The organism is Acinetobacter sp. 24-47-64 (assembly GCF_057737055.1).
Genome location: NZ_CM173215.1, coordinates 1,527,424 through 1,552,509, shown reverse-complemented (window position 1 = coordinate 1,552,509; position 25,086 = coordinate 1,527,424). Strand labels below are relative to the sequence as shown.

General features: G+C 39.4%; 25 protein-coding genes. 14 read left to right on the top strand and 11 right to left on the bottom strand.

The annotated features are described in order from the left end of the window. The first annotated feature begins 76 nt into the window (after positions 1-76). The 8 genes from AC1M85_RS07320 to AC1M85_RS07285 all read left to right on the top strand — a co-directional run bounded on the left by AC1M85_RS07320 (position 77) and on the right by AC1M85_RS07285 (position 12,123). Entirely contained in the window at positions 77-3,772 is a 3,696-nt protein-coding gene (locus tag AC1M85_RS07320) for a lytic transglycosylase domain-containing protein (RefSeq protein ID WP_488212793.1), read from the top strand. 10 nt (positions 3,773-3,782) lie between these two features. Continuing rightward, entirely contained in the window at positions 3,783-4,424 is a 642-nt protein-coding gene (locus AC1M85_RS07315; RefSeq protein WP_488212792.1) for a DUF2460 domain-containing protein, read from the top strand. Continuing rightward, a complete protein-coding gene (locus tag AC1M85_RS07310) occupies positions 4,421-5,278 on the top strand; it encodes a DUF2163 domain-containing protein (protein WP_488212791.1) in 858 nt (285 codons plus the stop codon). The genes AC1M85_RS07315 and AC1M85_RS07310 overlap by 4 nt, the downstream gene beginning before the upstream one ends. 54 nt (positions 5,279-5,332) lie before the next feature. Continuing rightward, positions 5,333-8,098: a hypothetical protein gene (locus tag AC1M85_RS07305; protein WP_488212790.1), complete on the top strand. Its 2,766-nt coding sequence runs from the start codon at positions 5,333-5,335 to the stop codon at positions 8,096-8,098. A gap of 64 nt (positions 8,099-8,162) precedes the next feature. After that, positions 8,163-8,585 (top strand): NlpC/P60 family protein, encoded by a 423-nt coding sequence (locus AC1M85_RS07300; RefSeq protein WP_488212789.1) that lies wholly within the window; start codon positions 8,163-8,165, stop codon positions 8,583-8,585. 1 nt (position 8,586) lies between these two features. Beyond that, the gene (locus tag AC1M85_RS07295; protein ID WP_488212788.1) at positions 8,587-11,076 is read left to right on the top strand and encodes a phage tail protein; all 2,490 of its coding nucleotides are present in this window, start codon (positions 8,587-8,589) and stop codon (positions 11,074-11,076) included. Between the two features lie 59 nt (positions 11,077-11,135). Further along, positions 11,136-11,372 carry a holin gene (locus AC1M85_RS07290; protein WP_481595292.1) on the top strand — a complete coding sequence of 79 codons (237 nt, stop codon included), beginning with the start codon at positions 11,136-11,138 and terminating at the stop codon, positions 11,370-11,372. Then, complete coding sequence (locus AC1M85_RS07285) at positions 11,359-12,123, top strand: N-acetylmuramoyl-L-alanine amidase (protein WP_488212787.1); 765 nt, start codon at positions 11,359-11,361, stop codon at positions 12,121-12,123. The genes AC1M85_RS07290 and AC1M85_RS07285 overlap by 14 nt, the downstream gene beginning before the upstream one ends. Before the next feature lie 33 nt (positions 12,124-12,156). Here the strand turns inward: AC1M85_RS07285 and AC1M85_RS07280 are convergent, their stop codons facing one another. Both AC1M85_RS07280 and AC1M85_RS07275 read right to left on the bottom strand, forming a co-directional pair. Beyond that, entirely contained in the window at positions 12,157-12,381 is a 225-nt protein-coding gene (locus tag AC1M85_RS07280) for a hypothetical protein (protein ID WP_488212786.1), read from the bottom strand. 179 nt (positions 12,382-12,560) lie between these two features. Continuing rightward, positions 12,561-12,779, bottom strand: coding sequence for an excalibur calcium-binding domain-containing protein (locus tag AC1M85_RS07275; RefSeq protein WP_286384893.1), 219 nt, complete (start codon positions 12,777-12,779; stop codon positions 12,561-12,563). Between the two features lie 337 nt (positions 12,780-13,116). On the opposite strand from AC1M85_RS07275, the gene AC1M85_RS07270 reads away from it, so the two are divergent. The 3 genes from AC1M85_RS07270 to AC1M85_RS07260 all read left to right on the top strand — a co-directional run bounded on the left by AC1M85_RS07270 (position 13,117) and on the right by AC1M85_RS07260 (position 16,160). Then, entirely contained in the window at positions 13,117-13,641 is a 525-nt protein-coding gene (locus AC1M85_RS07270; RefSeq protein WP_488213837.1) for a Panacea domain-containing protein, read from the top strand. A gap of 21 nt (positions 13,642-13,662) precedes the next feature. Beyond that, entirely contained in the window at positions 13,663-14,718 is a 1,056-nt protein-coding gene (locus tag AC1M85_RS07265; protein WP_488213836.1) for a hypothetical protein, read from the top strand. A 278-nt stretch (positions 14,719-14,996) separates the two neighbouring features. Further along, the gene (locus AC1M85_RS07260; protein ID WP_488213835.1) at positions 14,997-16,160 is read left to right on the top strand and encodes an MFS transporter; all 1,164 of its coding nucleotides are present in this window, start codon (positions 14,997-14,999) and stop codon (positions 16,158-16,160) included. A gap of 4 nt (positions 16,161-16,164) precedes the next feature. Here the strand turns inward: AC1M85_RS07260 and AC1M85_RS07255 are convergent, their stop codons facing one another. Next, positions 16,165-17,631, bottom strand: coding sequence for a GGDEF domain-containing protein (locus tag AC1M85_RS07255; RefSeq protein ID WP_481595289.1), 1,467 nt, complete (start codon positions 17,629-17,631; stop codon positions 16,165-16,167). A gap of 252 nt (positions 17,632-17,883) precedes the next feature. Here AC1M85_RS07255 and AC1M85_RS07250 point away from each other — a divergent pair, with 252 nt between their 5' ends. After that, entirely contained in the window at positions 17,884-18,366 is a 483-nt protein-coding gene (locus AC1M85_RS07250) for a hypothetical protein (protein WP_035270703.1), read from the top strand. 83 nt (positions 18,367-18,449) lie between these two features. Here AC1M85_RS07250 and accC read toward each other — a convergent pair whose 3' ends face one another. From accC to AC1M85_RS07225, 5 genes are all read right to left on the bottom strand, one after another. Beyond that, positions 18,450-19,814 carry an acetyl-CoA carboxylase biotin carboxylase subunit gene (accC, locus tag AC1M85_RS07245; protein WP_035267832.1) on the bottom strand — a complete coding sequence of 455 codons (1,365 nt, stop codon included), beginning with the start codon at positions 19,812-19,814 and terminating at the stop codon, positions 18,450-18,452. A gap of 15 nt (positions 19,815-19,829) precedes the next feature. Continuing rightward, on the bottom strand, positions 19,830-20,249 hold the full coding sequence (gene accB, locus AC1M85_RS07240) for an acetyl-CoA carboxylase biotin carboxyl carrier protein (RefSeq protein ID WP_035267829.1): 420 nt from the start codon (positions 20,247-20,249) through the stop codon (positions 19,830-19,832). A gap of 18 nt (positions 20,250-20,267) precedes the next feature. Beyond that, entirely contained in the window at positions 20,268-20,723 is a 456-nt protein-coding gene (gene aroQ, locus AC1M85_RS07235; RefSeq protein WP_035267826.1) for a type II 3-dehydroquinate dehydratase, read from the bottom strand. Positions 20,724-20,959: 236 nt separating this feature from the next. Beyond that, positions 20,960-22,291 carry a Y-family DNA polymerase gene (locus AC1M85_RS07230; RefSeq protein ID WP_488213834.1) on the bottom strand — a complete coding sequence of 444 codons (1,332 nt, stop codon included), beginning with the start codon at positions 22,289-22,291 and terminating at the stop codon, positions 20,960-20,962. A 28-nt stretch (positions 22,292-22,319) separates the two neighbouring features. Beyond that, a complete protein-coding gene (locus AC1M85_RS07225) occupies positions 22,320-22,937 on the bottom strand; it encodes a LexA family protein (protein WP_257219868.1) in 618 nt (205 codons plus the stop codon). Positions 22,938-23,089: 152 nt separating this feature from the next. Between AC1M85_RS07225 and AC1M85_RS07220 the strand changes: the two genes are divergently transcribed. Next, entirely contained in the window at positions 23,090-23,440 is a 351-nt protein-coding gene (locus AC1M85_RS07220; protein ID WP_035267817.1) for an immunity protein Imm33 domain-containing protein, read from the top strand. Next, a complete protein-coding gene (locus AC1M85_RS07215; RefSeq protein ID WP_488213833.1) occupies positions 23,440-23,811 on the top strand; it encodes a hypothetical protein in 372 nt (123 codons plus the stop codon). The genes AC1M85_RS07220 and AC1M85_RS07215 overlap by 1 nt, the downstream gene beginning before the upstream one ends. Positions 23,812-24,058: 247 nt before the next feature. On the opposite strand, the gene AC1M85_RS07210 is transcribed toward AC1M85_RS07215, so the two are convergent. The 3 genes from AC1M85_RS07210 to AC1M85_RS07200 are packed head-to-tail and all read right to left on the bottom strand — an operon-like array spanning position 24,059 to position 25,065. Continuing rightward, positions 24,059-24,382, bottom strand: a complete 324-nt coding sequence (locus AC1M85_RS07210) for a TusE/DsrC/DsvC family sulfur relay protein (protein ID WP_035267814.1) — start codon at positions 24,380-24,382, stop codon at positions 24,059-24,061. Between the two features lie 27 nt (positions 24,383-24,409). Then, positions 24,410-24,709 carry a DsrH/TusB family sulfur metabolism protein gene (locus AC1M85_RS07205; RefSeq protein WP_488213832.1) on the bottom strand — a complete coding sequence of 100 codons (300 nt, stop codon included), beginning with the start codon at positions 24,707-24,709 and terminating at the stop codon, positions 24,410-24,412. Positions 24,710-24,714: 5 nt separating this feature from the next. Then, positions 24,715-25,065: a hypothetical protein gene (locus AC1M85_RS07200; protein ID WP_035267809.1), complete on the bottom strand. Its 351-nt coding sequence runs from the start codon at positions 25,063-25,065 to the stop codon at positions 24,715-24,717. Between the last annotated feature and the right edge of the window lie 21 nt (positions 25,066-25,086).

Genomic DNA, 25,086 nt, shown 5'->3' with positions numbered 1-25,086 from the left:
TTAGGGTGCTTTTTAATACCTGAAAATTTTCAATACCGCCTCACGGCGGTTTTTTTATGCCTGTGAGGTAGGGATTATGAGCAACAATCGAGTGGAAGTGCACGTTGGTGCGAAGACTTCTGAACTTAAAAAAGGCATGAATGAAGCTGAAAGTATTGTCAAAGATACGGCGCAGGAGATTGAAGTCACAGGTAAGAAAGTGGACTTTCAGATTGACGTGTCTGGTGTGCAAAAGACCTTCGATAATCTTTCAAGCAATATCTCAACGCAGATGCTGGGCCTAGGTAAAAAAATTGCTGCTGGTATTGGTTCTGCCTTAGCTGTAGATGGATTGGTCAGTTTCACTCGCAATGCAATTGGTACCGCTTCAGAAGTTCAGAAAATGTCTGACATGCTGGGTGAATCGGTAGAAGACCTCCAATACTTTGCCAAGGGTGCTCAAACAGCTGGATTGTCATTAGAACAGTTCGGCATGATGGGTAAGGACGCGCTAGATCGGCTCGGTGAAGCACGCCGTGGTGAAGGCGAAATGATGGACTTCTTTGAAAAGGTTGCGCCTAAAATTGGTGTGACCATCGATATGTTCAAAGATTTAAGTGGTCCAGAAGTTATCCAGGCATATTACGATGGATTGGAAAAAGCCAATTTATCGCACGCTGAAACTATCACTTACATGGAGCAGATCGTCAATGATGGCAGTTTGCTTATTCCATTACTCAAAGACGGCGGTGCAGGATTTAAAAAATGGGGTGAAGAAGCCAAGAATGCTGGCGCTATCATGTCTAAAGATATGGTGGACAACCTCGGTAAAGCCAAAGAAAACCTTTACACACTAGAGCTTCAGTTCCAAGGCTTCCAAGCAATGCTGATCAATTCAGTAACGCCTGCAGTGACTGCTATTGCGCAGAACTTTGACAACATCAAAGCTGTGGCCGTCGCTTTAGGTGCTGCTATTTCAGCTAAATTGGTTGTTCAATGCGCCGTATTAGCTAAAGAGTTTGTGATTGGTGTTGCCCAAGGCATGGCTTATCAAATGCAATTGTCTGCGCTTCAGGGTCAAGCGATGCGTACTGCTACGGCGATGGGTGTACTGCGTAGTGCTTCAGCATTGCTCGGTGGACCTGCTGGCTTAGGTATGTTGGCATTTCAAGGTCTAGCGGCAGGTGCTGCATTCCTTTACATGAAACGAAGCAGTGATGAAGCTGTTCCAGCTTTAAGCACACAAGGTAAAAGTGTTGCTCAACTTCGTGAGGAATATGAAAAGCTTGATAAAGCCCAACAGCGTGTATTGACGCGACAAGCCACGGCAGACCTATCCAAAGCTGAGCAGGGTTTCCGTAAACAGGAAATTGCATTACTTGGCTTGGTGCGTGCGGTTGTTAATCATTCCGATGCATCAGATGCTGATAAAAAAGCAGCTAAAGAGCTCCACGATCAATATATTCAAGGCAAGCTGAACTCAGATCAACTAGCCACAGGTATTAATAACCTACGAACAGTTGAGTCTAAACATAAGGCTGGAATTGATGAGAAAGCTGCTGCCGTTAATAAAGAGCGTAAAGCAGTCATTGATGCTCAGGGTGTTCTAAAAACTTATAACCAAGTTGTGACACAAGGTACTAAGGATAATAAGGAACACACCAATTCCATCAACGATAAAGCAAATGCATTAGCCAATTTGACTGCAAAGCAGATGGAGTATGTTCGTGAATCTAACAAACAGTCTGAACGAGAACGCTATATTCAACACAACATGAACGTTGGTGGTGTGTCGCGTGAGCGTGCTGAGCACATGGCAGATGCTCGTGATAAGGCTGGTATGGGATACACCGCTAAAGACGGTGCAATGCCTGAAGCTGTTAAACAGGCTGAAGAAGCGGACTGGAAGCGTAAACAAGCAGCTGAAGCGCGTGAGGAGGCTGAAAAGAAAGCTGAGGAGACTCAAAAACGTCAAACTAAGGAGCTTGAAAAACAGCAACAGATCTTGCAGGTCAATGCACGTGTAAAAGCGAATGCTGAAAAGTTTAACTATTCAGGCTTTGAAGCCAAGTATGGCTTGCCGAGTGGCATGCTATCAGCTCTTAACATGCAAGAGACTAAGGGTCGAAATGTTGAAGGCGTTCAGACTAAATACGGCACGGCGAAAGGCAACTTTCAAATGCTGGATATGACCGCCAAGCGCTTTGGCGTATCTGATCCATTCGACACAAAACAAGCTGCTGAAGGCGCAGCCAAATACATGCGTTTCTTGCTAGATAAGTATGGTGATATCAACAAGGCTATTTCTGCTTATCATGCAGGTGAAGGGAATGTTGATCGTGGTACCGGTATTGGTCCAATTAATCGCCAGTACGTGAAAAACGTCAAGGGTTACATGGCTGGCGTTAACGGTGTAGAAGCAGGGACTGAATCTTCAGAATTTGATAAATCACTTCAAGAGCAAATCCGCAAAGCTGAAGAAGCTGAAAAGGAAATGCTAGCACTGCAGTATAAATATGCAGATGAAAGCAAGCAGGTTGCTTTAGATCTTAAGAAAGAACTTAGTGACATTGATTCTTCTATATTGTCAGCTGAAGAAAAGAAAGCTTTTTCAATCAAAGCTGAGCAGGAAGCCGCTGACAAAATCAAAGCTATTAGTATTGAGCAGCTTGAAAAACTCAAGGCGCTTCATGAGGAAGAGCTTCAAGGCAAAATGATTTTGTCTCAGCAAATATTCGAGCTAGAAATGGCACGTTTAGATGCTGATCTTGATGCTGGAAGAATCAATAATGCTGAAAAGGTACGTCTTGCAAAGCAACTTGAAGAACAGTTGTATGCCATCAAGCGTATTGGATTGCAGGAGCGCCTAGATCTTGAACAAGAGCTAAGTCAACTCACTGGGAATAGTTCTGGGGTAAGTGGCGTAATCAATGAAATTAGTGCATTAGATCATCAAAGATCGATGTCTGACATCCAAGCACCAGGCATGATTTCTGATGCCCAAATAAAAGACTTTGAAGATAAGTTTGGTGGTCTAACGTCACGAATGTCTGGTCTATGGGATAAAGGCATTCAGTCCATGATGAATGGCACGCTGACTTGGAAAAATGCCATGAATGCCATTTTTACAGAACTGGCAGGGGCATTTATTCAAAGCATGATTAGTGAACCACTGAAAAAATACGCTGCAAGTTTAGCAACTCGTATGGCGATTAAATTAGGATTCATCAAAACTGAAACTGCTGCTGAAGTAGCAGGTCAAGCTGCACAGACTGGCGCCGTGGTAGCTGGTGAAGGCATGAAAACAGCTGCAACTTCAACAGGTGTAATTGCTCGTTTAGGTTTAAAGCTCATGGAAGTCTTAAAGTCAATCATGATGTCGGCTTGGGAGGCTATGGCTGGTGCTTGGGCGGCGCTTTCGTCAATACCAATCGTAGGTCCTGCATTGGGTGTGGCTGCTGGTATTGCTGCATTCGCGGGTGTATCTGCAATTGTGGGAAAAGTGGCATCAGCCCGAGGTGGTTACGATATTCCTGCAGGTGTAAACCCTATGACACAACTTCACGAAGAAGAAATGGTTTTACCTAAACAGCACGCGAATACGATTCGTGCCTTAGGTAAGTCACTAAGTGCAGATGGAGGCTTTGGCACACCTCAAACTCCAAGTCAGCAAGTGAGTAATCATTTCTCAATTCAAGCCTTTGACTCACGTGACGTAAAGCGTTTCTTTGAAAAGCATGGTCGTGAATTGGCGAGTGGATTAAAGGGCCATCGCCGTAATTTCGGTACCTAAGGAGGTTTTTGTGTCTGATGTATTATTTCCTGAATTACCAGGTCTTGAATGGGAGTTGTCAAAAACTCCCATTTTTAATACCAAAATTATGACATCTGTGAATGGTCGGGAACTTCGCGCAAGTTATCAAGCCATTCCCAAATATGAAATCTCAATGTCATTTGCTTTTCTGCGTGAATCAAAAGGAAAGAATGAACTACAGCAACTGGAAAGCTTCTTTTTAGAACGCCGTGGTGCATTCGATTCCTTTCTGTTCAAAATGCCAGAGGATTGTGAGTTTAAATGCACTTTTACTGGTGATGGTGAAACCACTTCTTTTCAATTGCATAAGAAAATGGCCAGCCTAGAAATACCGGTAAGTCATACGGCTGAGTTTGTATCTGAAGACCCTCTTATGTGGAGTGATGATCTTGATCAACCAATGTGGACTGATCTTGAGGCAAAAATGTGGGTAACACAGTATGAAATTACAAAGAACGGTTTGTTGAATTTACCGATACCCCTTGCTGAAGGTGATACGTTGCAAGTTGATGGCATTTTTTATTATCGGTGTCGATTTGCTGATGATGAGCAACAGTTTACGAATTTTATGCATAAACTTTGGAACACAAAAAGAGTTGATCTGGTGGGATCTTTAGGAAATAAAGTATGAGAGCTGCTTCTTCAAAATTAATTGCGTTGCTTGATGCTGATCAGTTTGTAATGGCAGATCTCTATACTATTACAACTGTGCAGGGTGATGTATTCAGATATACGAATTATGACTTTGATTTGACTGTTGCAGGTCAAGCATATAGTTCGAAAGGTCCGATCATCAGCCGTGAAGGTATTAGTCTTTCACTCGGCATTGAGGTTGATAATTTATCGATCAGCATTAATTGTATTGATGATAATGAATGGAATGGCATTAATGTTGTTCAAGCGTTTCATAATGGTCAATTAGATGGTGCTCGATTTAAGTTGGAGCGCATATTTATGGATATGAGTATGCCAACGGACACCAGTGCCGGCACCATTAAGTTGTTCGAAGGTCGAATCATTGAGCCTGACTTAGATCGTAATTCAATTCAAGCCAGTGTTGCATCAGATCTGGATGAATTGAATGTGCAAATGCCGAGAAATCTGTATCAGCCAAGTTGTACCAATACGCTATTTGACACGGCATGCGGTCTATTGCGCGAAAACTTCATGGTTGAAACAACAATTGAGTCAGGCAGTACTTCAGCACGAATTTTATGCCAGGTGAATCAGCCTCAAGGTTGGTTTACTCAAGGCGTAATTGAGTTCTTGGACGGTGGCAATGCAGGTCTAAAACGTACGATTCGCATGCATGAATCGGGTGCTTTGTTATTGACTTTACCATTGTTGGAAGCACCGCAGGCAGGGCTAAGAATCAAGGTTTATCCAGGATGTGATAAACGTTTAGAAACTTGTCAAAACCGTTTTAATAACTTTAGTCGTTTCCGTGGTGCGCCATTTATACCTGTACCTGAAACCGCAGTTTAACCAAATATTAATCCTTACCCAGCATTGAGCTGGGTTTTTTTATGGGGTAGGAAAATGCCTTTACCAAATATTCTTGAATTTATTGGGTCAAATGTTACTCAAGCAGGCTTTAAGGTAGCGCAAGAGAAACTTTTAAATTATTTAGGGTTGGAGGTTGCGACAAAGGCTGAAATAAATAATCTAAACTCAACATTAAATATTTCCCTAGCAAATTTCGCTAATGGTGCTTCAAAATTCTACCCAACACTTGCTGAAGCAAATGCGGATATTTCCAACATTATGCCAAAAATATCAACGGATACAGTACGAGATAAGGTTGATATTGGAGAAGTTGCAAATGGCGGCATCTGGTACAAGGAAGCATATAACTCAACCAGCTTGACCAAAAGTCCTCATGATTCTGTGTTACATGCAGCAGGGTACACAGACAACAAAGTACAGGAGACGGTTAGTGACTATGTATTAGGTGAAAGCCTTATTAAATCAATTTCATACACCATAACCGATGGAGCCGTTCCAAACACCGACCCTTCACAGAGTGCAATACTTGCCACAGGTGCTGGTCGACAATACGTTAAGATCGATGTTTCAATGTATTCACATATTAAAGCAGTTGGATCAAAGGGCTTAGCTTTATGGGTCTGGGTATTTGAAAAATTGGGTGGTGCAAAGGTTGTATCAACAATTTATGGGGATATGGAAACACCAGTGCCAGATGGAGCAGTTTTTGCTTATCGTGCAATGAAAACGAATACCAATACAGAGAATAATATTGTTATTACTGGAAAACTAAAGATTCAGCCAGTAATCCCCACAATTAATCAACTTAAATCTGATATTTCAAATTTATTGGAAGGAGAATGGCAAGGTTCAGTTGTACAATATTCTCCAATTGCGGGCTATGCTGTAGATACAGACTCAAGTTCTACAAACATATTTAGTCCAGCAAATGCAAGTCGGGCATATATAAAAATCGACGTTTCTGCTCTTAAGGCGTTAAAAGCGACGGGTAGTGTGACATCAACAACGGCTTGGGTGTGGGTTTTAGTTAGTGAGTCTGGCGTAAAAACTGTTACTGCCGTTCGTTATGACGAACTCTTAGAGATTCCTGAAGGCACAAAATGGGCGTATCGCACATTTAAGACAGAAAATTATACTGAAAATGCTGACCTTGAATTGACTGGATATACCAATGAAACACTTGTTGCCTATTTTGAGAGGTCATTTCAAACCCTTCATGAAAAAATCTTTGATGAAAGTGCTGATATTGTGGCTGTACCGTACAATGTTACAAATGGCGCAGCAGCAAATAATAATTTAGCAGAAAATTCACCAATCGCAGCCGGTACTGGACGTGCTTATACAAAAATTGATGTAAGTAATTTTGAAAGCATAACAGTCGAGGGCTCAATCAATCGACCTGGGTGGGTGTGGGTGTTTATTCATGAGGATGGAAGTAAAACAGCTCCTGCAAATTATAACAGTGATGGAACATTCATAGTTCCGGAGACAGCTATCTGGGCATATAGAACCATTAACAACGGTGCTGGTGTGATTGAAAATGCAGATATGCAGATCACAGCAAAACTTAAGTTTAAATCTCTTCAAGTAAGGGTTAAATATTTAGGAGATGCCGTCAAAGATTTTGATGAAAAGCTGGCCAGCATTGAATCTGGTTCAGAAACCGAGCTACTCAAGGCAATGTTGAGCGGTAATGTTTTGAAGATTTCCGATTTTAGTGGGGCGACTCAGCACGATCAAATTGAGAATGCAATCAATTTTATCAAGAAACGCGGCTGGGGTATTTTAGATATGGAGTATGGTGTTTGGGTTCGCAACTCTGCGGTAATTTTACCCGATAACTGCTGGATCTACCTAAATAAAGCCACGGTAAAACTGGCGAATGGCGTGTTTGATAACATCTTTAGAAATGAAGGTATTGTAGTTAACCCAGATCCTTTTGGCGTAGCACTTGAACTAAATGAAAATAGAAATATTAGGATTTTTGGTAAGTCTATAGAGGCAAGCGTGGTAAGTGGGCCTGATATACCATATACAGCGCCTCACCCGATTGACGGGGGTGCTGCCATTCCCTGGGTAGGTGACTTCTATGGATGGCGTACAATCCCGATTCTTTTTGCAAATGTTAAAGACTATAAGCTTCATGATTTTGCAATGAGTAAGACTACTTGTTGGGCTATTTCTCAGGAACATGGTTGCGAAAACTTCGAAGTATTTAACATTAAGTTCGATACAACTGTTAAAAATGGTGATGGCGTAGACGTTAGGCAGGGTTGTAAAAAAGGTAAGATTTACAACATCTCTGGCTCGACTTCTGATGACATGGTTGCATTGTCTGCTGTTAGAAAGTTTGGGCGCGTTTACCCCGATGGCAATTATATATATCCAGGTCAAGTTGGCGGATACGCAGACCGAGGGTTCGGCGACGACATTACGGACATTCAAATCTCTAATATCAGCGGTAAAGGACAGCATCACGGGGTTCGCCTACTTGCGTCAGGTGGGTCAAAAGTTGGGAATATTAGCGTTGATAATGTTTCAGATAATGGAGGTAGTTTTGCAAACGGGATTGTATTGGTCAGTTCTGGATATGGTACTCCTGCATCTATGGGCGATCTCTTCAATATTACTGTTAATGGTATTGAGTCGAATCAATCACAAACACCGCTTAAATTGAGTGGGCCAATCAAAGACAGTTCGTTCAATAAAATACGTCAGCATAAACAAACAGGCGTACTTTATGAAAATACAGCGACATTTGAAAACACCGAAATTACGAATGCGGAGTTTATTGTCTAATTAACACAACAAGCTTGAACAAACTCTGATCTAATTAAAGGTCAGGGTTTTTCTTGGACGAAATATGAAAAACCTCGAAGCCGTTGCCGAAGCCCTAACATGGCTCGGCACACCGTACCATCACCAAGGGAGAGTTAAAGGCGTGGGCGTAGATTGTGGAACGCTAATCTGTGAGGTCTATGAAAAAGTGGGCTTAATGGATCACTTAGATCCACGGCCATACCCACCAGATTGGCACATGCACCAGCTTGGACAACGATATTTAGAGCATGTTTTATCAGTGTGCTATGAAGTCGATGAGCCACAGCCTGGTGACATTGTTTTGTATCACTTTGGCAAGTGCATCAGTCATGGTGCAATTGTCGTCGAATGGCCAACGATTATTCACTCCTATATTCATCAAGGAGTAATACTCCAAGATGGCACAAAAGGAAGCCTAGCTCGCAGAATTGCGGGCTTTTTTCGTATGAAGAGGCTAAAAGAATAATATGGGTGGAGTATTTGGAAGTACGACGATCAGTACGTCTGATAAGCGCATCAACTCGATGCGCATTCAGCAATCTGCGTATGGTCTGACTCAGCCATTGGTCTATGGCAAAAATCGTGTTGCAGCCAATATGTTTTGGTACGGTGATTTTAAATCTATTGCCCATACAACGACTACCAAATCAGGCGGTAAAGGCGGTAAAACCAAGACCAAAAACACAACATATACATATTCAGCATCTTTGATGTTGGGTCTGTGTGAAAACAAAATCAAAGACATTGGCATCATCTGGCGTGATAAAGAGCAGATTGTCACAAAGACTGAAGGCAGTGTGCAACTCAAGCCAATAGATCAGATTGGTTTTGAACTCTTTGATGGTGATCACAATCCTGTTTGGGGATATTTAGCATCCAAGCATCCCGATGAAGCGGTGCATTATCCATTCCTTGGATATGTGGCATGTGCCAATTATGATCTGGGCGGTAGTGCAGCATTATCGAATCACAATTTTGAAGTGATCAGCGACATTACATTTTCAGAAACGATTCATGATGCGAATCCCGCTGACGTGATAGAAGACTTCATCACCAATCCACGGTACGGTGCAGCACCAAGTTTGAATATGGCAGATTTATCTGAATTTCGGACGTATTGTGCAGCCACCAATTTGTTGATCAGTCCTGCTTTGACTGAACAGCGTGAAGCATTTGAAATCATCAATGAAATTGTGGAAGCGGTGAATTGTGCTGTGGTACCAAGTCCAGACGGTTTGAAAATCCGTTCATACGGTGACAGTGCAGTGACAGGAAATGGCGTGACATTTACGCCAAATCTTGAACCGGTATATCACTTAACAGATGACGATTTTTTAGGTGAAGATCAGCCAGTACGTGTGCGTCGAAGCCGTGATACTGATGCATATAATCATTGCCAAATTGAGTACGTGAATCGCTTCAACCAGTACAACACGGAAACCGTTGAAGCAAAGGACCAAGCAAATATTGAAATGTTTGGGCTCCGTACACAAGATCCAGTTAAGTTTGACTTTTTCTGTGAGCCAAAAATTGCTCGTCATGCGGTGCAATTGCTATTACAGCGAAAACTCTATGTTCGAAATGAATATGAGTTTGAATTGGGCTGGAAGTACTGCCGACTTGAGCCGATGGATATTGTGACGATTACGGATGAATCCTTGGGATTGAATCAGTTTCCTGTTCGAATAACACGAGTTGAAGAAGATGAAGAAGGTGTGCTTTCGATTACCGCTGAAGAACTTGCTGTCGGATCTCGTTCAGCAGTTGAGTATGACCTGCAATCATCGAATGGGTACCAAGGTGGCAATGAGGAACCAGGTAACGTCAATGCACCGGCAATTTTTGAGCCTCCTTTAGAATTAACCGGTGGCAAAAATCAGATCTGGGTAGCTGCATCAGGTGGCATCAATTGGGGTGGCTGTAACGTCTGGGCAAGTATAGACAATACGACTTATGAAATGATCGGCACTATCTATGGCTCTGCTCGTTACGGTACCTTAGTTTCAGCCATTGATGCGGATGACACATCGATGCAAGTACAGTTGAATACATCATCTCAAATCTTTGGTGGTACGCTTGAAGATGCTGAAGTTGATGCAACCTTGTGTAAAGTCGGTGATGAATATATCAACTATATCGATGCAACCTTGGATGGATCAGGGCGTTATACATTAAGTAGCTTGCTTCGTGGCCGTTTTGATGATGCAAGCTCACATAATGCAGGTGAATCATTTGTTCGTATTGACCGAGCCATTTTTGAATATGACTTCAACTCAAATATGGTGGGCAAACAGATTTATTTGAAGTTCACAAGCTTCAATGGTCTTGAGCAAAAAGAAGAAACGTTGGATGAAGTGACGGCATACAGTTACACCATCAATGGTGGTCGTCCTGCAGGTGTGAAAGGCTTGTCACTGCAGTCAGCATTCGTTGGTACTAGCTTCAAAGTGCAATGGCAATCAGCCGCAGGCGCATCTGGTTACGTTGTGCAAATTTGGTCAAATGGCGTATTGCTAAGAACAATTGAAACGACGAATACCGATTATTCATACAGTATGGATGAAGCGAAAATCGATGGTATTCAACGTGCTTATACAGTACGTGTCGCAAGTAAAAACGGTTCGATTGTCAGCACTTTTGCAGAGCTGAATATCAGTAATCCAGTGCCACCACAATTGTTGAACGTGTACACATCGGCAACTGCAGATTCGATCACAGTGACTTGGATTCCAAGTGAAGTGCCTGATTTGAAAGATTATCAGGTGTGGATCAGCACTAATGCGAACTTTGATCCTGATACAACGGCAGCACGTTGGACAGGGACTGAAAATGCTTGCACGATTACTGGTTTGCAATCAACGACTACATATTATGTGCGTGTTGCTGCGCGGGACGTGTGGAAGCCGACTTCGTGGAACTATTCAACACGAATCACACAGGCAACTGCTGATAGTTAAAGTTTTCAACCATAAAGCACCTTCGGGTGCTTTTTTATTACCAAAATTTAGGGGGCGAGATGTCTGAAAAGGCGCAATTAGCCGTAGATGCGGCGGTTGCCGCGTCCACAGCTACAAAATTTACATATGGGTGTCTAGGAATAGGCACCCTTTTTTCATGGGTGGCAACTATCAACTGGATTCCTTGGCTGAGTCTGCTATTGGCATTTCTCACATTTCTAGTGAATTGGCATTACAAACGACTTGAAAACAAACGTGCTGAAGAAAAGCACAGAGGTAAAAATGAAATTAATTGATAATTGGAAACAGGCTTGGAAACTCAAGTCAGTACAAGTGGGCGCATTTGGCGCCTTTTTTTATGCCTTGATTTTATTCTGCGATCAGTTTGTGCAGGTGTGGAATGTTATTCCACCAGAGCTAAAAACCTACATTCCAGAACAATGGAAAGAATTTGTCGGGTGTTTTGTGGGTGTAGCAATGGTGCTTGCGCGCTTAAAAGCTCAACCTGAACTGCATGGCGTAAATCAGTTTGTAACTGTAACAGCAGGGCATTCAAATTCTGATCCTGGTGCGGTAAATGGCAGTCTTAAAGAAGCAGATTTTGTTGTAACCATTCGAAATGCTTTGGCTTATTACTTAAAGCACGCGGGCTTGCAAGTTAAAACTGATGGTATTGGCACTCAGAACGATCCGTTGTCTTCAGCCCTCAAATTAATCAAAGGTTCTAAAATTTCTTTAGAGATTCACATGAATGCAGCAGCAAACAAATCTGCTGTGGGTATTGAAACCATCTCATTACCTAAAGATAGAAAGTTGGCTCAAGAGATCTCTAAAGCCGTCCAGAAAATCACTGGTTCACGACTTCGTGGAGATAATGGTTGGATTGATCAATCTAAATCAGCTCGAGGTAAATTAGCCTTTGTTCAAAATGGAGGTTTAATCCTTGAAGTTGGTTTTATCTCTAATGATGCTGAAGCCAAACTTATTCAAGATCGAGCATGGTTGATTGCAAGAGAAATTTCAAAAGTTATTATCGCTAATCAGTAAAGAGATAGCCCTCTAAATGAGGGCTTTCATTAATTATAAAATCGGGTTCTTTTTTGCATCATCAATGTAAGTTTTTAAATGCTCAATACTTGCACTCTTAAATTGAGGTGCAGATCCTGAAAGTTTGTTGTCTAAAATTTCTGACTCATACTCTTTTAGAATTTGATCCAAGTCGTGCCCATGCATTTTTAATGAGTTTACTAAAGCGGATAAGGTAACCTCAGAAAGCTCCGATTTTGATAAATTATCTAATGACATGATTCTCTCTTTTTATGGTTTAAATTGAGTAGGTTTTATATCAGCAATCTCACCCATCCACAACCTTAGCACCCCACCAATCACACTTAGCGCCAGGGTGCATTTTCCCATAACTCTATTTCCTTAACTGACTCACCATATTAAATTGTAGATGAATCAAGCGTTTTCTTAGGTTTATATTATCTTTTCTTTGGGCATTTTTTCCCATTTCCACCTGGCAAGCAATCACAGGCAGAACCATCTTTATCACGATCCAAACTCTTCCAACCTGTTTGCCCTGACTTTTTGCGCTGCTCATACCAAGCCTGAGCTTCTTTCTGTGTGCTGAAATCTGCGCATTTTTTAGCGTAGGAATGGATGGATATAAAAGCCAAAACGATAAGTAATAAAAATTTCATATTTTTTTGAAAATTATATAGTTAACGAAAAGTATAGTTAGTATCACCACTTATGTATAGAAAGTCTATTAAAAACAGTCCAAGCGGTCTTGAGGGGCTGAAACAATGTGCACTTGTGAAACAATTATGTTCCACAGTATTGCATATTTGCGGTATATGTTATTAAATAGAGCGACAGGCAGTATGACGAACAACAAGTTCTAATCTGTCTTTTTTTGACTATAAAATATTGATTTTGGAAATATTATGCGCACCTTCACTGAATTCCGACAATGTTAATCCTTAGATTTTTCGATCTGGGTCTTGTTGATTTAAGTGTTAATTTTGGAGGTGAATAATGAATAAAAGAACTACTGCAATCGATATTGCAAACTATATTGTATACGTTGTAAATAATAATCCAGATATGAAAGGTATTTTGACGCCTATTAAATTACAAAAAATTCTATATTATGTCTATGTAAACTGTTTGGTTAATCGTAACGAGAAATTGTTTGAACAACCGATTGAGAAATGGAAATTTGGACCAGTTGTTAGCCACGTTTATCATAGTTTTAAAATGTTTGGAACGGAGCATATAGACTCTACGATTTCAACATTTGAATTTTCTGATGAAGAAAATGGTGGTTTTTCTTTAAAGGAAGTTAAATTTGACCCAAATAGCCTTTCATTAAAGTCTGAAGTTAAAGATGAAATTCATTCAACGATTAAAGCTTTAATAAATGAAAAGCCTTTTGATTTGGTTGAAAGAACGCATGAAGAAGATCCTTGGAAGCTTTTGGAGCCTCGGATCCTTGCTGGAGAAAGAGGCTTGGTTTATACAGATCAAGAAATCATAGACTTTTTTTCAAAAAACTCTTAATAATTTTAGGCAGGGTTAGTTTTGGATACACAAACCGATATACTCGATATTTTCGTATCTCGTTTAATATCTAGCCCTGCTCATGATGAAGCTATAAGAAGCTTAATAAAAATTTTTGATCAAGTTGTAATTCAAACTAGATGTTTGCCAAACTTTGATATTCCATATGATGACATCACTGAGTTGATTTATGACTATTCTCAAGATATTAGTCTTGAGGAGTTAGACTTAATGATGGAGGAACTTGAAGGCCGATATCAGGAGTTGTATCCTCCCTTAGATGATGGTAAAAAGCATCCTAAACATAAGTGTTTAACTAAGTTTAGAAGACATATATATTTAGCGGCAACTCAAAAAAATTACATTAACAAAGTCACTCAACAAGAGGCCAAAACTGCGCGAAACATTGCAATATCTGCGCAAGAGGTATCAAGAAAAGCAGAAAAAATCTCAACTGAAGCGGAATTATTGGCTAAGAAATCTGAGAAATTAGCAAATGAAGCAGATGCACAAGCCAAATCAACCATTGCAAACTATATTTCTATTCTAGGTATATTTGCTTCTATTATTTTCACGCTCTTTGGTGGAGTGAACCTAATTGGCTCCACTGTAAAACTATTAGAAGTAAATTCTAGGTGGCCGTATTTAACCTTTATTATTTCACTGTTGATGATCTGTTTACTGACATTATTGAATATGTTGGTTAAATGGATCAATACAATGAGTAATTTAAAAAAAGCATTAGAGAGTCAGAATAAAAATGATGGTTTTACGATTGGTAAAGTCAGTATTTGGAAGCCATGGACATGGGATTTTTATAGCAAGTCAATTTCATCATTCCTAATAATTTTACTAATAAGTTTGGCTGGTATGTATAACGTATATAAGGAAAATTTATTTACCGTTACTAATGAAACTACCACTAAAATAGTTGCTGTCACGCCACCAAGTGTAGAGCCTAATAATAAAAAACCGTCAGAAACTGTTGAGACAACAGAAGTTAAAAAATTAACTGTAACCAATAAGGTTAAAGAGGATGCAAGGGAAGAAAATAAAGAGGAAAAAACGGAGAATTGATAGTAGGTAGAGTAACACTTGAAGTGCGACATAAACCACCTAAGAACCCCATCAATCCATCACCTCACTTAATGCAACGTGCTTTTCATCAAATTTAATCATAAAATTAAGAATATCAGTGTCTTATGCTGCGGTCTACAAAAAATTAGGAAAAATATTTTTTTAAAGTTTGTAGACTGATTTGTAGACAGTTGAACTGCAATCAAGGATAAACTTATGCAATGCTATGCAACCTTTGAATATTTTAAGTTATTGAAAATACAAGGATATGTAAGCTAATGCAACCTATTCCAATTCGACACAAACTAAGTGGATTCTACTTTTTCTACTATGCGATTGTCGGTACCTTCATGCCGTATTGGAGTCTATATCTGCAAGATCAGGGATTTAGCTTTTTAGAGATTGGGTGGCTTAGTGCAATTGCAATCATGACACGTTTTTTTGCGCCGTTTATTTGGGGTTGGGTGGCGGATAAAACGGGTAAAAGAATGCTATTGGTGCGAATCGCAACATGGATGGAAGCGAGTATATGGTTCCTCATTTTTATTATACCCAATAATTTTCAATCAATTGCCTTGTTAATGTTGATCTTCAGCTTTTTTCAAAATGCGATACTTGCTCAATTTGAAGGCGTTACATTATTTTGGTTAGGCGAAAAACGAAATGAACTTTATGGCAAAGTGAGAAAATGGGGATCGATTGGGTTTATTGTTGGTGTTTTCTTTATTGGTCTAATTCTTGAAATCATCGATATTCAGTATCTCCCGATTTTATTACTGAGTATTTCATTTCTAGCGTTCTTATGGTCATTTACAGTAAAAGAACCGAAGGGCGCACCAAAAGCCCAAAAAACACTTGAATCCATTATGCCAGTCTTAAAACAACCAGTTGTGAAAGCAATTTTCTTAATTGAGTTCATTATGTTGTTTGCTCAAGCACCATTCTATAGTTTTTATAGCAATTACTTACAGTCATCTGGATTTAGTACCACAGCAACAGGATTTCTTTGGTCAACAGGTGTTATTGCTGAAATCATGATGTTTGCGTATGCATCATTTTTTTTAAATCGTTTTACATGGCGTCAGTTGGTTGCGATCTGTTTATGGATGACTGGGCTTAGGTTTTTGCTTGTTGGTTTATTTCCTGAAAGTTTTGTTCTCCAATTTCTCTCCCAGACAATGCATGCATTCAGTTTCGGTTTATTTCACTTATTGGCGATGCGCATTATTTTTGAGCACTTTTCTGCTGGGCAGCAGGGTAGAGCTCAAGCTTTGTATAGTACGATGTGGGGCTTGGGTGTGGCATCTGGAAGCGTATTGGCAGGACAATATTGGGAGCTGATTTCTGGCAGCTATATTTTTATCATTGCAGGAGCTTCAACGTTGATTGGTTTCATATTTTTATCCGCTTTACCAAATCTCAAGCCAACTGAAGCAAGATAGTGACTTATGATGTTTGAGTAAATAGTAATTGCGGATCCACGCATAATCTATTTCGTCCTTCAGATTTCGCTTGATAAAGGGCAACGTCTGCACGATTAATCAATTGTTGGAATGGGGTGCCAGACGGAAGTTGTTGATAACTTAAACCTATGCTTACACTAATATTGAGATGTTGATTTTGCCTGATCATAATCGGTGTTTCTGCCACGCGGTCGCATATACGCTGTGCGATTTTAATGCAGGCTGGTAGGTTACTATCTTTAATTAAGATGGCAAATTCTTCACCGCCAACTCTACCGAATAAATCATTTGATCTAATTTGAGATCTGACGATATTGCTAAAGTCTTTGAGAACAATATCACCTATTTCATGTCCATATTGATCATTAATTTTTTTAAAGTGGTCAATATCGAGTAGTAGAATAGACACGCTGTGAATATTGGATTTCGCCTCCCTATGAGTTGAGTCTATCGTCTTTTCGCTTTCTTCATAAAAATATCGGCGATTCATAGTCGTTGTTAAACTGTCATGGTTCGCTAAATATAATATTTGATGATATAGCTTTTGGCGATTCAAACTAATAATTGATAATGTTAGTGGGCCTAAAGCCAGCATGAAAAGACCGATGCGAACAGACAGTGTTGTCGAAATAAATGCTTCTGGAGATTCTGTTAGATAATATGCACTTAAGCTGTTGTATAAGAACATACATACAAAGCAGTTGATGATTGCAACCAACAATAAATTGTAGGTTAATGCTGCCCAGATGAGTGCTCCGATCGGGAACATGATGGCGCCAGGGCCAATAAAAAAGTGAGTTAGAATTACAGATACAACGACAAATATGAAGGGTAAGACAAGGGGCAAACTTAAACGTTGATTTTTTTGATTTACAAAATATTGTTGAACTGTAGTTTTGTTTGGTAATGCGAGAACAATAGGTAAAAAAGCGACAAAGTTAAGAATTTCACCACTCCACCACATGCCAAAATCAACCCAAATACGGCTGAGTTCCATAAAGCTGTTAGGAACATAAGGGATGGTTAAAATCGCAAAGGTTGGGCTCGCTAGGCACCCTCCAAAAGCACTAATTAAAAATAAGTAAACAAATGTAAGACCTTTATTGAATTCTTGATAATTGATTTTTAACCGGTTCAGTAGGTATAAGGTCACTAATGGGTTTAGCAAGTTAGCAAGAGTTAACAACCAAGTAAGTTGTAAAGTGTTGCCAGTACCTAGGTCTGCAAGCATATACCCAGAAAAGGCCCCAAGCCAGCCACCAAGATTATTGAGATAACTAAATCTTAAAAAAAGACCAAGTAGTACGGCATTTGCAGGCCAGAAAATTGCAAGAAATGAGAGAGGTCGACCAAGTATTCCAGCCAAAGCACAAAGTGTAATGATGAGCATGACAATCAAAAAAGATTGTGCATTGTTTTTAATCAGCTCTGTTCGTATCCATATGGTCATACTTAACGTATATTCCCTTGCATAAAATCTTATATTTTTAAGCTTTCTGTGAGGTATAGAATGAATATTATTCTGATAAGAATATATTTTTGGACTAATAAATCAATAGATCGCATTAAACTGCTGATGATTTAAAGTTCATCAATAGGGAATTCATTTTCTTATATAAAATTGTTCTTATCACGTTAATTCTATGAGTTTTCTTGCTGAAATGTGCTAATTTAGCTCTAAACGTTGACCTATAGATGTTGTATGAAAAAAACAGTTTTTTTTGCACCTTTACTTTTATTAATGACGTCTTTTTCTTCTGCCGATCAAAATGTCCAGGCGCAAGCTAAAGGTGCTGATTTACAACAGCCTGAAAATAATATTCGAATCAATATGCGCCCAGAAATTTTAGGTTTATGGGGAATGGAAATTCCAAATAATAAAAAATGTGTTGAGTATTATAATTTCCGTGGTAACAATGAGGTGGTCGTGAATAGTGCTAAAGAGTGGTCGGTCGGTTTATTTGAGTATCAACCATCTCAAGACAGCTCTTCGGGCTTGTTGCCTACCTTGGTCATGCAAGTCAATTATGAGAACAACGAAAAAGACTGTTCTGGTAATCAAGTAGATCAGGCAGGAGATTTGTCTCAATATTTTGTAAAATGGGACAATCCGAATCAAATCAATTTCTGTGCATCTGAAAAGGGTGGACAATGTTTTGCAAAACTTAATCGTATATTGCCTTAAGCTAAAATCTTTGCAGTCTATTCTTCAATAATAAAAAAGCCTCTTGAAAAAGAGGCTTTTTTATTCATCTTGTAAAGCTGTAATTACTCAGCTTCGCTATGTCCTTGTACCTGTTTCAACAAATGTTTCTCTAAGTAGTGAATATCCATAGCCTGTTCTGCAAAGTTCTTATCTTCAAGGATGAGATCTTTGTGTAGCGGAATATTGGTTTTGATTCCAGTTAAGATCATTTCATCTAAGGCTTGTTTCATACGAGCCAAAGCGGTTTCGCGATCTTTACCATGTGCGATTAATTTAGCAATCATCGAATCATAGTAAGGTGGAATGCTATAACCTGGATAGATATGAGAATCTAAACGGATGCCTGCACCACCAGGTGTGTAGAATTGCTCGATTTTACCTGGTGATGGAAGGAAGGTGGTTGGATCTTCTGCATTAATACGGCATTCAATTGCATGACCGTGTACTTTGATTTGATCTTGTTCTAGATTTAAACCAAGACCAGCGGCTACACGAAGCTGTTGTTCAATAATATCGACACCCGTTACCATTTCAGTCACAGGATGTTCTACTTGAACACGTGTATTCATCTCAATAAAGAAGAACTCACCATCTTCAAATAAGAATTCGAACGTGCCTGCGCCACGATACTGCATTAATTCGCATGCTTTTACGCAAGCTGCTAAAATTTCAGCACGAGCTTCTTCTGGAAGGTTCGGAGCAGGAGCTTCCTCAAGCACTTTTTGATGACGACGTTGTAATGAACAGTCACGATCATATAAATGTACGGCGTGACCATTACCATCGCCAATCACCTGTACTTCAACATGGCGTGGCTTTTGAAGGAAACGTTCCATGTAAACCGTATCATCACCGAACCACATTTCAGCATCACGTTGAGCTGCTTGTACAGACTCCAACAGTGTATCAACACGTTCAACAATTCGCATACCGCGACCGCCACCACCAGCAGCAGCTTTAACGATAAGTGGGAAGCCAATCTCTTTTGCTTCGGCCAAGGCATTGTTTGGTGTTACAGCATGAGCTGAACCTGGAACGGTTGGTACACCAGCTTTACGCATCGCCATAATCGCTGACACTTTATTCCCCATAAGGCGAATATGTTCAGGACGTGGACCAATAAAGATAAAACCAGAACTTTCTACAATCTCAGCAAATTCAGCATTTTCTGATAAAAAGCCATAACCTGGATGAATTGCATCTGCACCAGTCACTTCCGCTGCTGTAATAATTGCAGGAATATTTAGATAACTTTCGCTACTTGCACCAGGACCAATACAAACGGCTTCATCAACAAAGCGTAAATGCATGAGGTCTTTATCGGCATCCGAGTAGATACCGACTGTTTTAATACCGAGTGTTTTGCAAGCACGTGTAATACGCAGTGCAATTTCACCTCGGTTGGCAATGAGAACTTTTTGCAACATACCAACCCCCAACGATTACGCGCGGTAGCGGAATAAAGGTTGACCGAATTGGATTACATCACCATTTTTAACTAAAATTTCTTCAATCACACCACTTTGAGTTGCCTCAATTGGGTTCATGATTTTCATTGCTTCAATAATTCCAAGCGTTTCGCCTGCTGAAACAGTTTGTCCTACATTTACAAATGGTGCTTCGCCTGGACTTGGTGCAGCATAGAACACGCCAACCATTGGTGAGGTTTCAACAGCACCACGAGAAGCTGGTTTCACAACTGGAGCTTCTGGCGCAGCAGATTGTATTGGTGCAACACCAGCGGCTACGATAGGATTACGACGCGCTAAAGCAATGGATTGATCACCTTCTTTTACTTCAATAGATTGAAGATCCGATTCAATCATTAAGTCGATGAGCTTTTTAATTTTGCGAATATCCATGAATTCGTATTCCTAAGGTTAAAGATGTGTAGAAGTTTGAATTTTTTGCACGGCATGAGTTAATGCAAATGAATAACCCTGTGCGCCTAGTCCACAAATGACACCGACAGCTTTATCTGAGAGATAAGAGTGGTGTCTAAATGCTTCACGTGCGTGAACATTTGAAAGGTGAACTTCAATAAATGGGATCGCAACACCTAATAGGGCATCACGTACTGCTACTGAGGTGTGGGTCAGTGCAGCAGGATTGATGATGATAAATTTTATACCATCAATTTGGGCTTGATGAATTCGGTCGACAATGGCACCTTCCCAATTGCTTTGGAAGGTTTCAAGTTGAATTGAACTTTCTTGAGCTTGCTGTATGAGTTGATGATTGATATCGTCTAAAGTTAAATGTCCGTAAACTTCAGGTTCTCGCTTTCCTAGCAAATTTAAATTTGGTCCATGTATGACCAAAATGGTCGAACTCATGAAGACAGCTCCAATATGAAAGTTGCAATATAACCTTGCAAGATGTCTGCAAAGTTTGCATATTATGGCATGTTTTTAAGCTTTTCATTTATATTTTGTTTCAAAAATAGCAAAAAAACAATGTCGTCAATGAGCTGTATTTTGAGAACTTTGCAGTCAATTGGCAATGTTAAAAAATTACATTTTTCTTTTAATTCTTCGAGTCTGCTATTTTAAACCGAATTGACCAAAAGTATTCATTTGTTTTGTGTAACCGCCATATGTGAGTCATCAATAGTCAGCATTTCTGACCATGAGGTGGTATAGCGTGGAGAGTGGTGCAATTGCTTCATTTTCCATTGTTGTTGATTGGTATGATAGCCCACTTGAATACAATGCTTTCCAAAGCGGTTTTTCATAGCGCCAATTGTTGTCATGAGTGAATCTCGCTGCTGGATTAAATCATGAGGCTGCCAAAGGTCATGTGTATGTGTTTTTTTAGCACTCAAAGCAGAAAACATGACGGAAACTTTTACATAACGTATATTTTCTTTAAATAAAACATCAATTTGCTGTTGTGCTGCATGGGTCAGGATTAATAAATCATCCGTCGGATATTCCAAACCAATTACATGAGAATGTGATTTCTTGAATGGTTTTACTGGAATTTTTTCATAAAGAGACACATGGACACAGGCGCATAATTGTTCTTGCTTGGTTAAACGCTCATGAGCCCGACTTAAATGAAAAATCATGGCTTGCTTGATTAATGCTTTATCCTTTAATGCTGATGCAAAACTTCGTGATGCTAAGATTCGTTTAGACGGTAAATCAGGATCTTCTAGTGAAATACAGGACTGACCTTTTAGCTCACGAATGGTACGCCCCATGAGCACTGAAAACTGCTTCATCAAATAGTGTTCATTGGCAAAAGTTAAGTCATAGCAATTATAAATACCGTAACTTTCAAGTTGTTTACTAATTTTTTGACCTACGCCCCAAATTTCCGATACTGAGGTTTCTATAAGTAATTGATCAAAACTGCATGGATCCAAATCCAATAAAGAACACACTCGGTTAAAACCAGAACGTTTTTTGGCAAAGTGATTGGCGAGTTTAGCTTGTGTTTTACTGTAACCAATCCCGATACAACAAGGTAAACCGATCCATTGTTGAATACGGTCGACTAATTCTCGACAAAATTTTTCTAAATCAAAAAGACTTTGATAATGTGTTAGACGAATAAAACATTCATCAATTGAATAGGGCTCTAAATCTGAATCTGCATGAAAGTGTTGCTCTAAAATAGTGAAAAAACGACTAGACATATCGCCGTAGAGGGCATAGTTGCTTGAGAATACTTTAACACCAGCTTTAAGCATATCTTTTTCAATTTCATACCATGGCACGGCCATGCCAATATTGAGAGCTTTCGCTTCCTCACTACGGGATACGACACAACCATCGTTATTACTTAAAACAACGACCGGTTGACCATTTAAACTTGGATTAAATACACGCTCACAACTGACATAGCAGTTATTAATATCAATGAGCGCAAAAATCTCTTGATGATAAATATTTTGCATAGGAGTAGGGTGAACTGCTTAGATCAATTTATTTCAGTTTTTTTAAAATACAAGTCACTACACCCCAGACCATGATTTGTTCTTCGCTACGAGGATAGATGTCAGGGTAGTCTGGATTCTCGGCTTTTAACCATAAAAGGATCGTTCCATCATTTTGTTTTTCTAACATTAATCTTTTTACTGTAAATTCATTATTAATCAGTGCCAAGACGATATCACCATGTTCTGCATTCAAACTCCGGTCAATCAAGATTTGATCACCAACTTCAATCCCTGCATTTTTCATTGATAAAGAATTTACGCGTAGTATAAAAGTAGATGCTACGTTGTGAACCAAGTATTCATTTAGATCAATATGTCCTTCTACATAATCTTGTGCTGGGGAAGGGAAGCCTGCTGCCACAGATTCAATAGGATAGGCGATTTTTAAACGTGTTCTAAATTGGATTGGTGAAATTTCAATTTGTTGATTGAAATCATCTTCAGGTCGTATTTTTAACCATTCTTTAATTTGAATCACTTTTGATTCAGGAACACGCATTACTACTGTTTTTTCTGAAAACTGTGATTTTCGACCTGCATTGGCACGTTTACCACCATGTAGAGAAGCGGTATTTGTTGCTGAAATATTTGAATTGCTGCTCATATGAAATTCCCCCCATTTAATCTTGAATATGTAACAAAATCAAGATAGCAAAAAAAACATTGTAAAAACAGATTGTTTCGTCGGATTGATTGTGCTTATACGACACTATGCTTAAAATTAGGTCTGAATTTATGATGAAAATGGAATCATCCATGTTGCAAGATTTTATTGAAGAGCAAAAATTAGTCTGTGAGGAGTTTGATTCTGCTTACATCAAAGTGAATGAAGATGATGTTGTTGCTGTGGCTAAGCATACTTTAGATCAAGAGCCAATCGTCGGTTTGCGTAATAAGCCTGAACCAGGTGAGAAAGTGGCATGGTTTATTTATGGTGGTGAATTAGGCGAGGGCGAAGATTTTTTTGAGACGATGACGGTGAAAGAGCTTGAAGAAATTTTACCCGATGCCATTCCATTTCTTGCATTGGAAACAGGTTTCCGTTTTATGATTGATCGAGATGATTATGAGGATGTTTGGAAAGCTGAGCCTGATTTAGGAATCTAATGCGCATGTTATGGGTGAGGTTGATTTTTGTAGGTTTAAGTTTTTTTGTATCACGACAGGTTGTAGCGAATGATTTGATTGATGCACAACAGATGGTGTATCAGCAAAAACTGGATCATGAAATGCAGCTGATCGAACAAACCAAGCAAATTTTAGATGATGAACACAGTACAGCCACACCGATGGAGCAACAACTTGCTTTATGTGGAAGGTTAAAGGCCTATCTAAACATTGTTGGTTTAGCAGACGAGTTTATTCAAGTTGAACAAGCACATGTAATGAAACGTATTGCGCAATTTTATTTAAATCAGCAATCTACGAGTTTTCAACAATCGGGCATGACAATTGATGATTGGTGTAGCGCAAACTAGCAAATTTGTCAGATATTGATATGAATTTGGACTGAATTGATAACTCGAACTTTATTATAATTTTTTGCGTTGAGTTGACGTATTCCAATTTCCCTGATTGACACGCGACATCTTAACCATCATTAGTCTAGGTGATGTCTAAACCCGCTGCATAGCGGGTTTTTTAATGTCTATTTCACTGATTAATTCATTTTTTAAAGCTACGAACTGACTCGATATGCTATGTAAATCAAAAAGTAGTTTTGGTTTACAGACAATTGGCAGGCTTTGGTATTCCGGCTAATCGACTTAGATGGCGAGCAACTAGGCCTGTTTTAAACTTTTCTTGCAATACTGCATTATCAATGTCAGCGCTGACGTGTTTCATTAAAAATTTGATTAAGGGACGAGTTGCAGGAGAATGACCAAATTGAGCGTAGAACTGACGCACCGCATGCAATACTTCGAAATGCCAAGCTGTTAGCTCAAGCTCGAGCGTATTCGCGAGTACTTGCGCTACATTTTCATTCCAAATGGTATAGTCAACTAAATGACCATCTTGATCGAGTTCAAGGGATAATTCAGTGGTCATGGTAAAACCTAAGTCAATAAATTTGTTTTATTTAAGGCTAATACAGCGTGTAAAGCCCAGAATGATATCTGCAAAAGTGGTGTAATCAATCACTTCAATTTGAAAATACTCGCCGTTCAATAGATGCGAAGGTAATAACTCAGCATCTTGATCTAAAACGTAGACCTTGTTTTGAATCGTAAGTACAGATGGTGTAAACAATGCCAACACCGCATCCCCCATAAGCACTAAAGCATCATTAGTATCCAGTGATTTTTGAACCTGTTGAATACAATGTTCAGTATTTGCAAATTGAGATTGTATTAAATAAAGCGTTTTATCGGTCATATGAGTTACCAATACAGCACATGGTCAAAGCTTTGAATTAACTCTTTATTAAATTCAATAAATTTAATTTCATGCGTAGTATGTTGAACAAAGGGATTATCTTGTTGATTGGATTCAACCAAAATAGGGCTTAGATCGTAAAACTCAAAGCTATCGACGAGGTTGGAAGCCAGTTTAAACGCATGTTTAATGGGTTCGAAGCTTAATTCGGAACGGAGTAAACTTAAGGCTGCGCCTTGCAATAAAACTTTTACTTCAGCGCCAAAAGTTGCTAAAACCATGGTTGCAGAAAGGCTCTCATGAACTTGTAGCGAGTTGAGATTTGATTGGGTTAATATAACCAGTACAGATTTCACACAATTTACCTTTCAATTGCA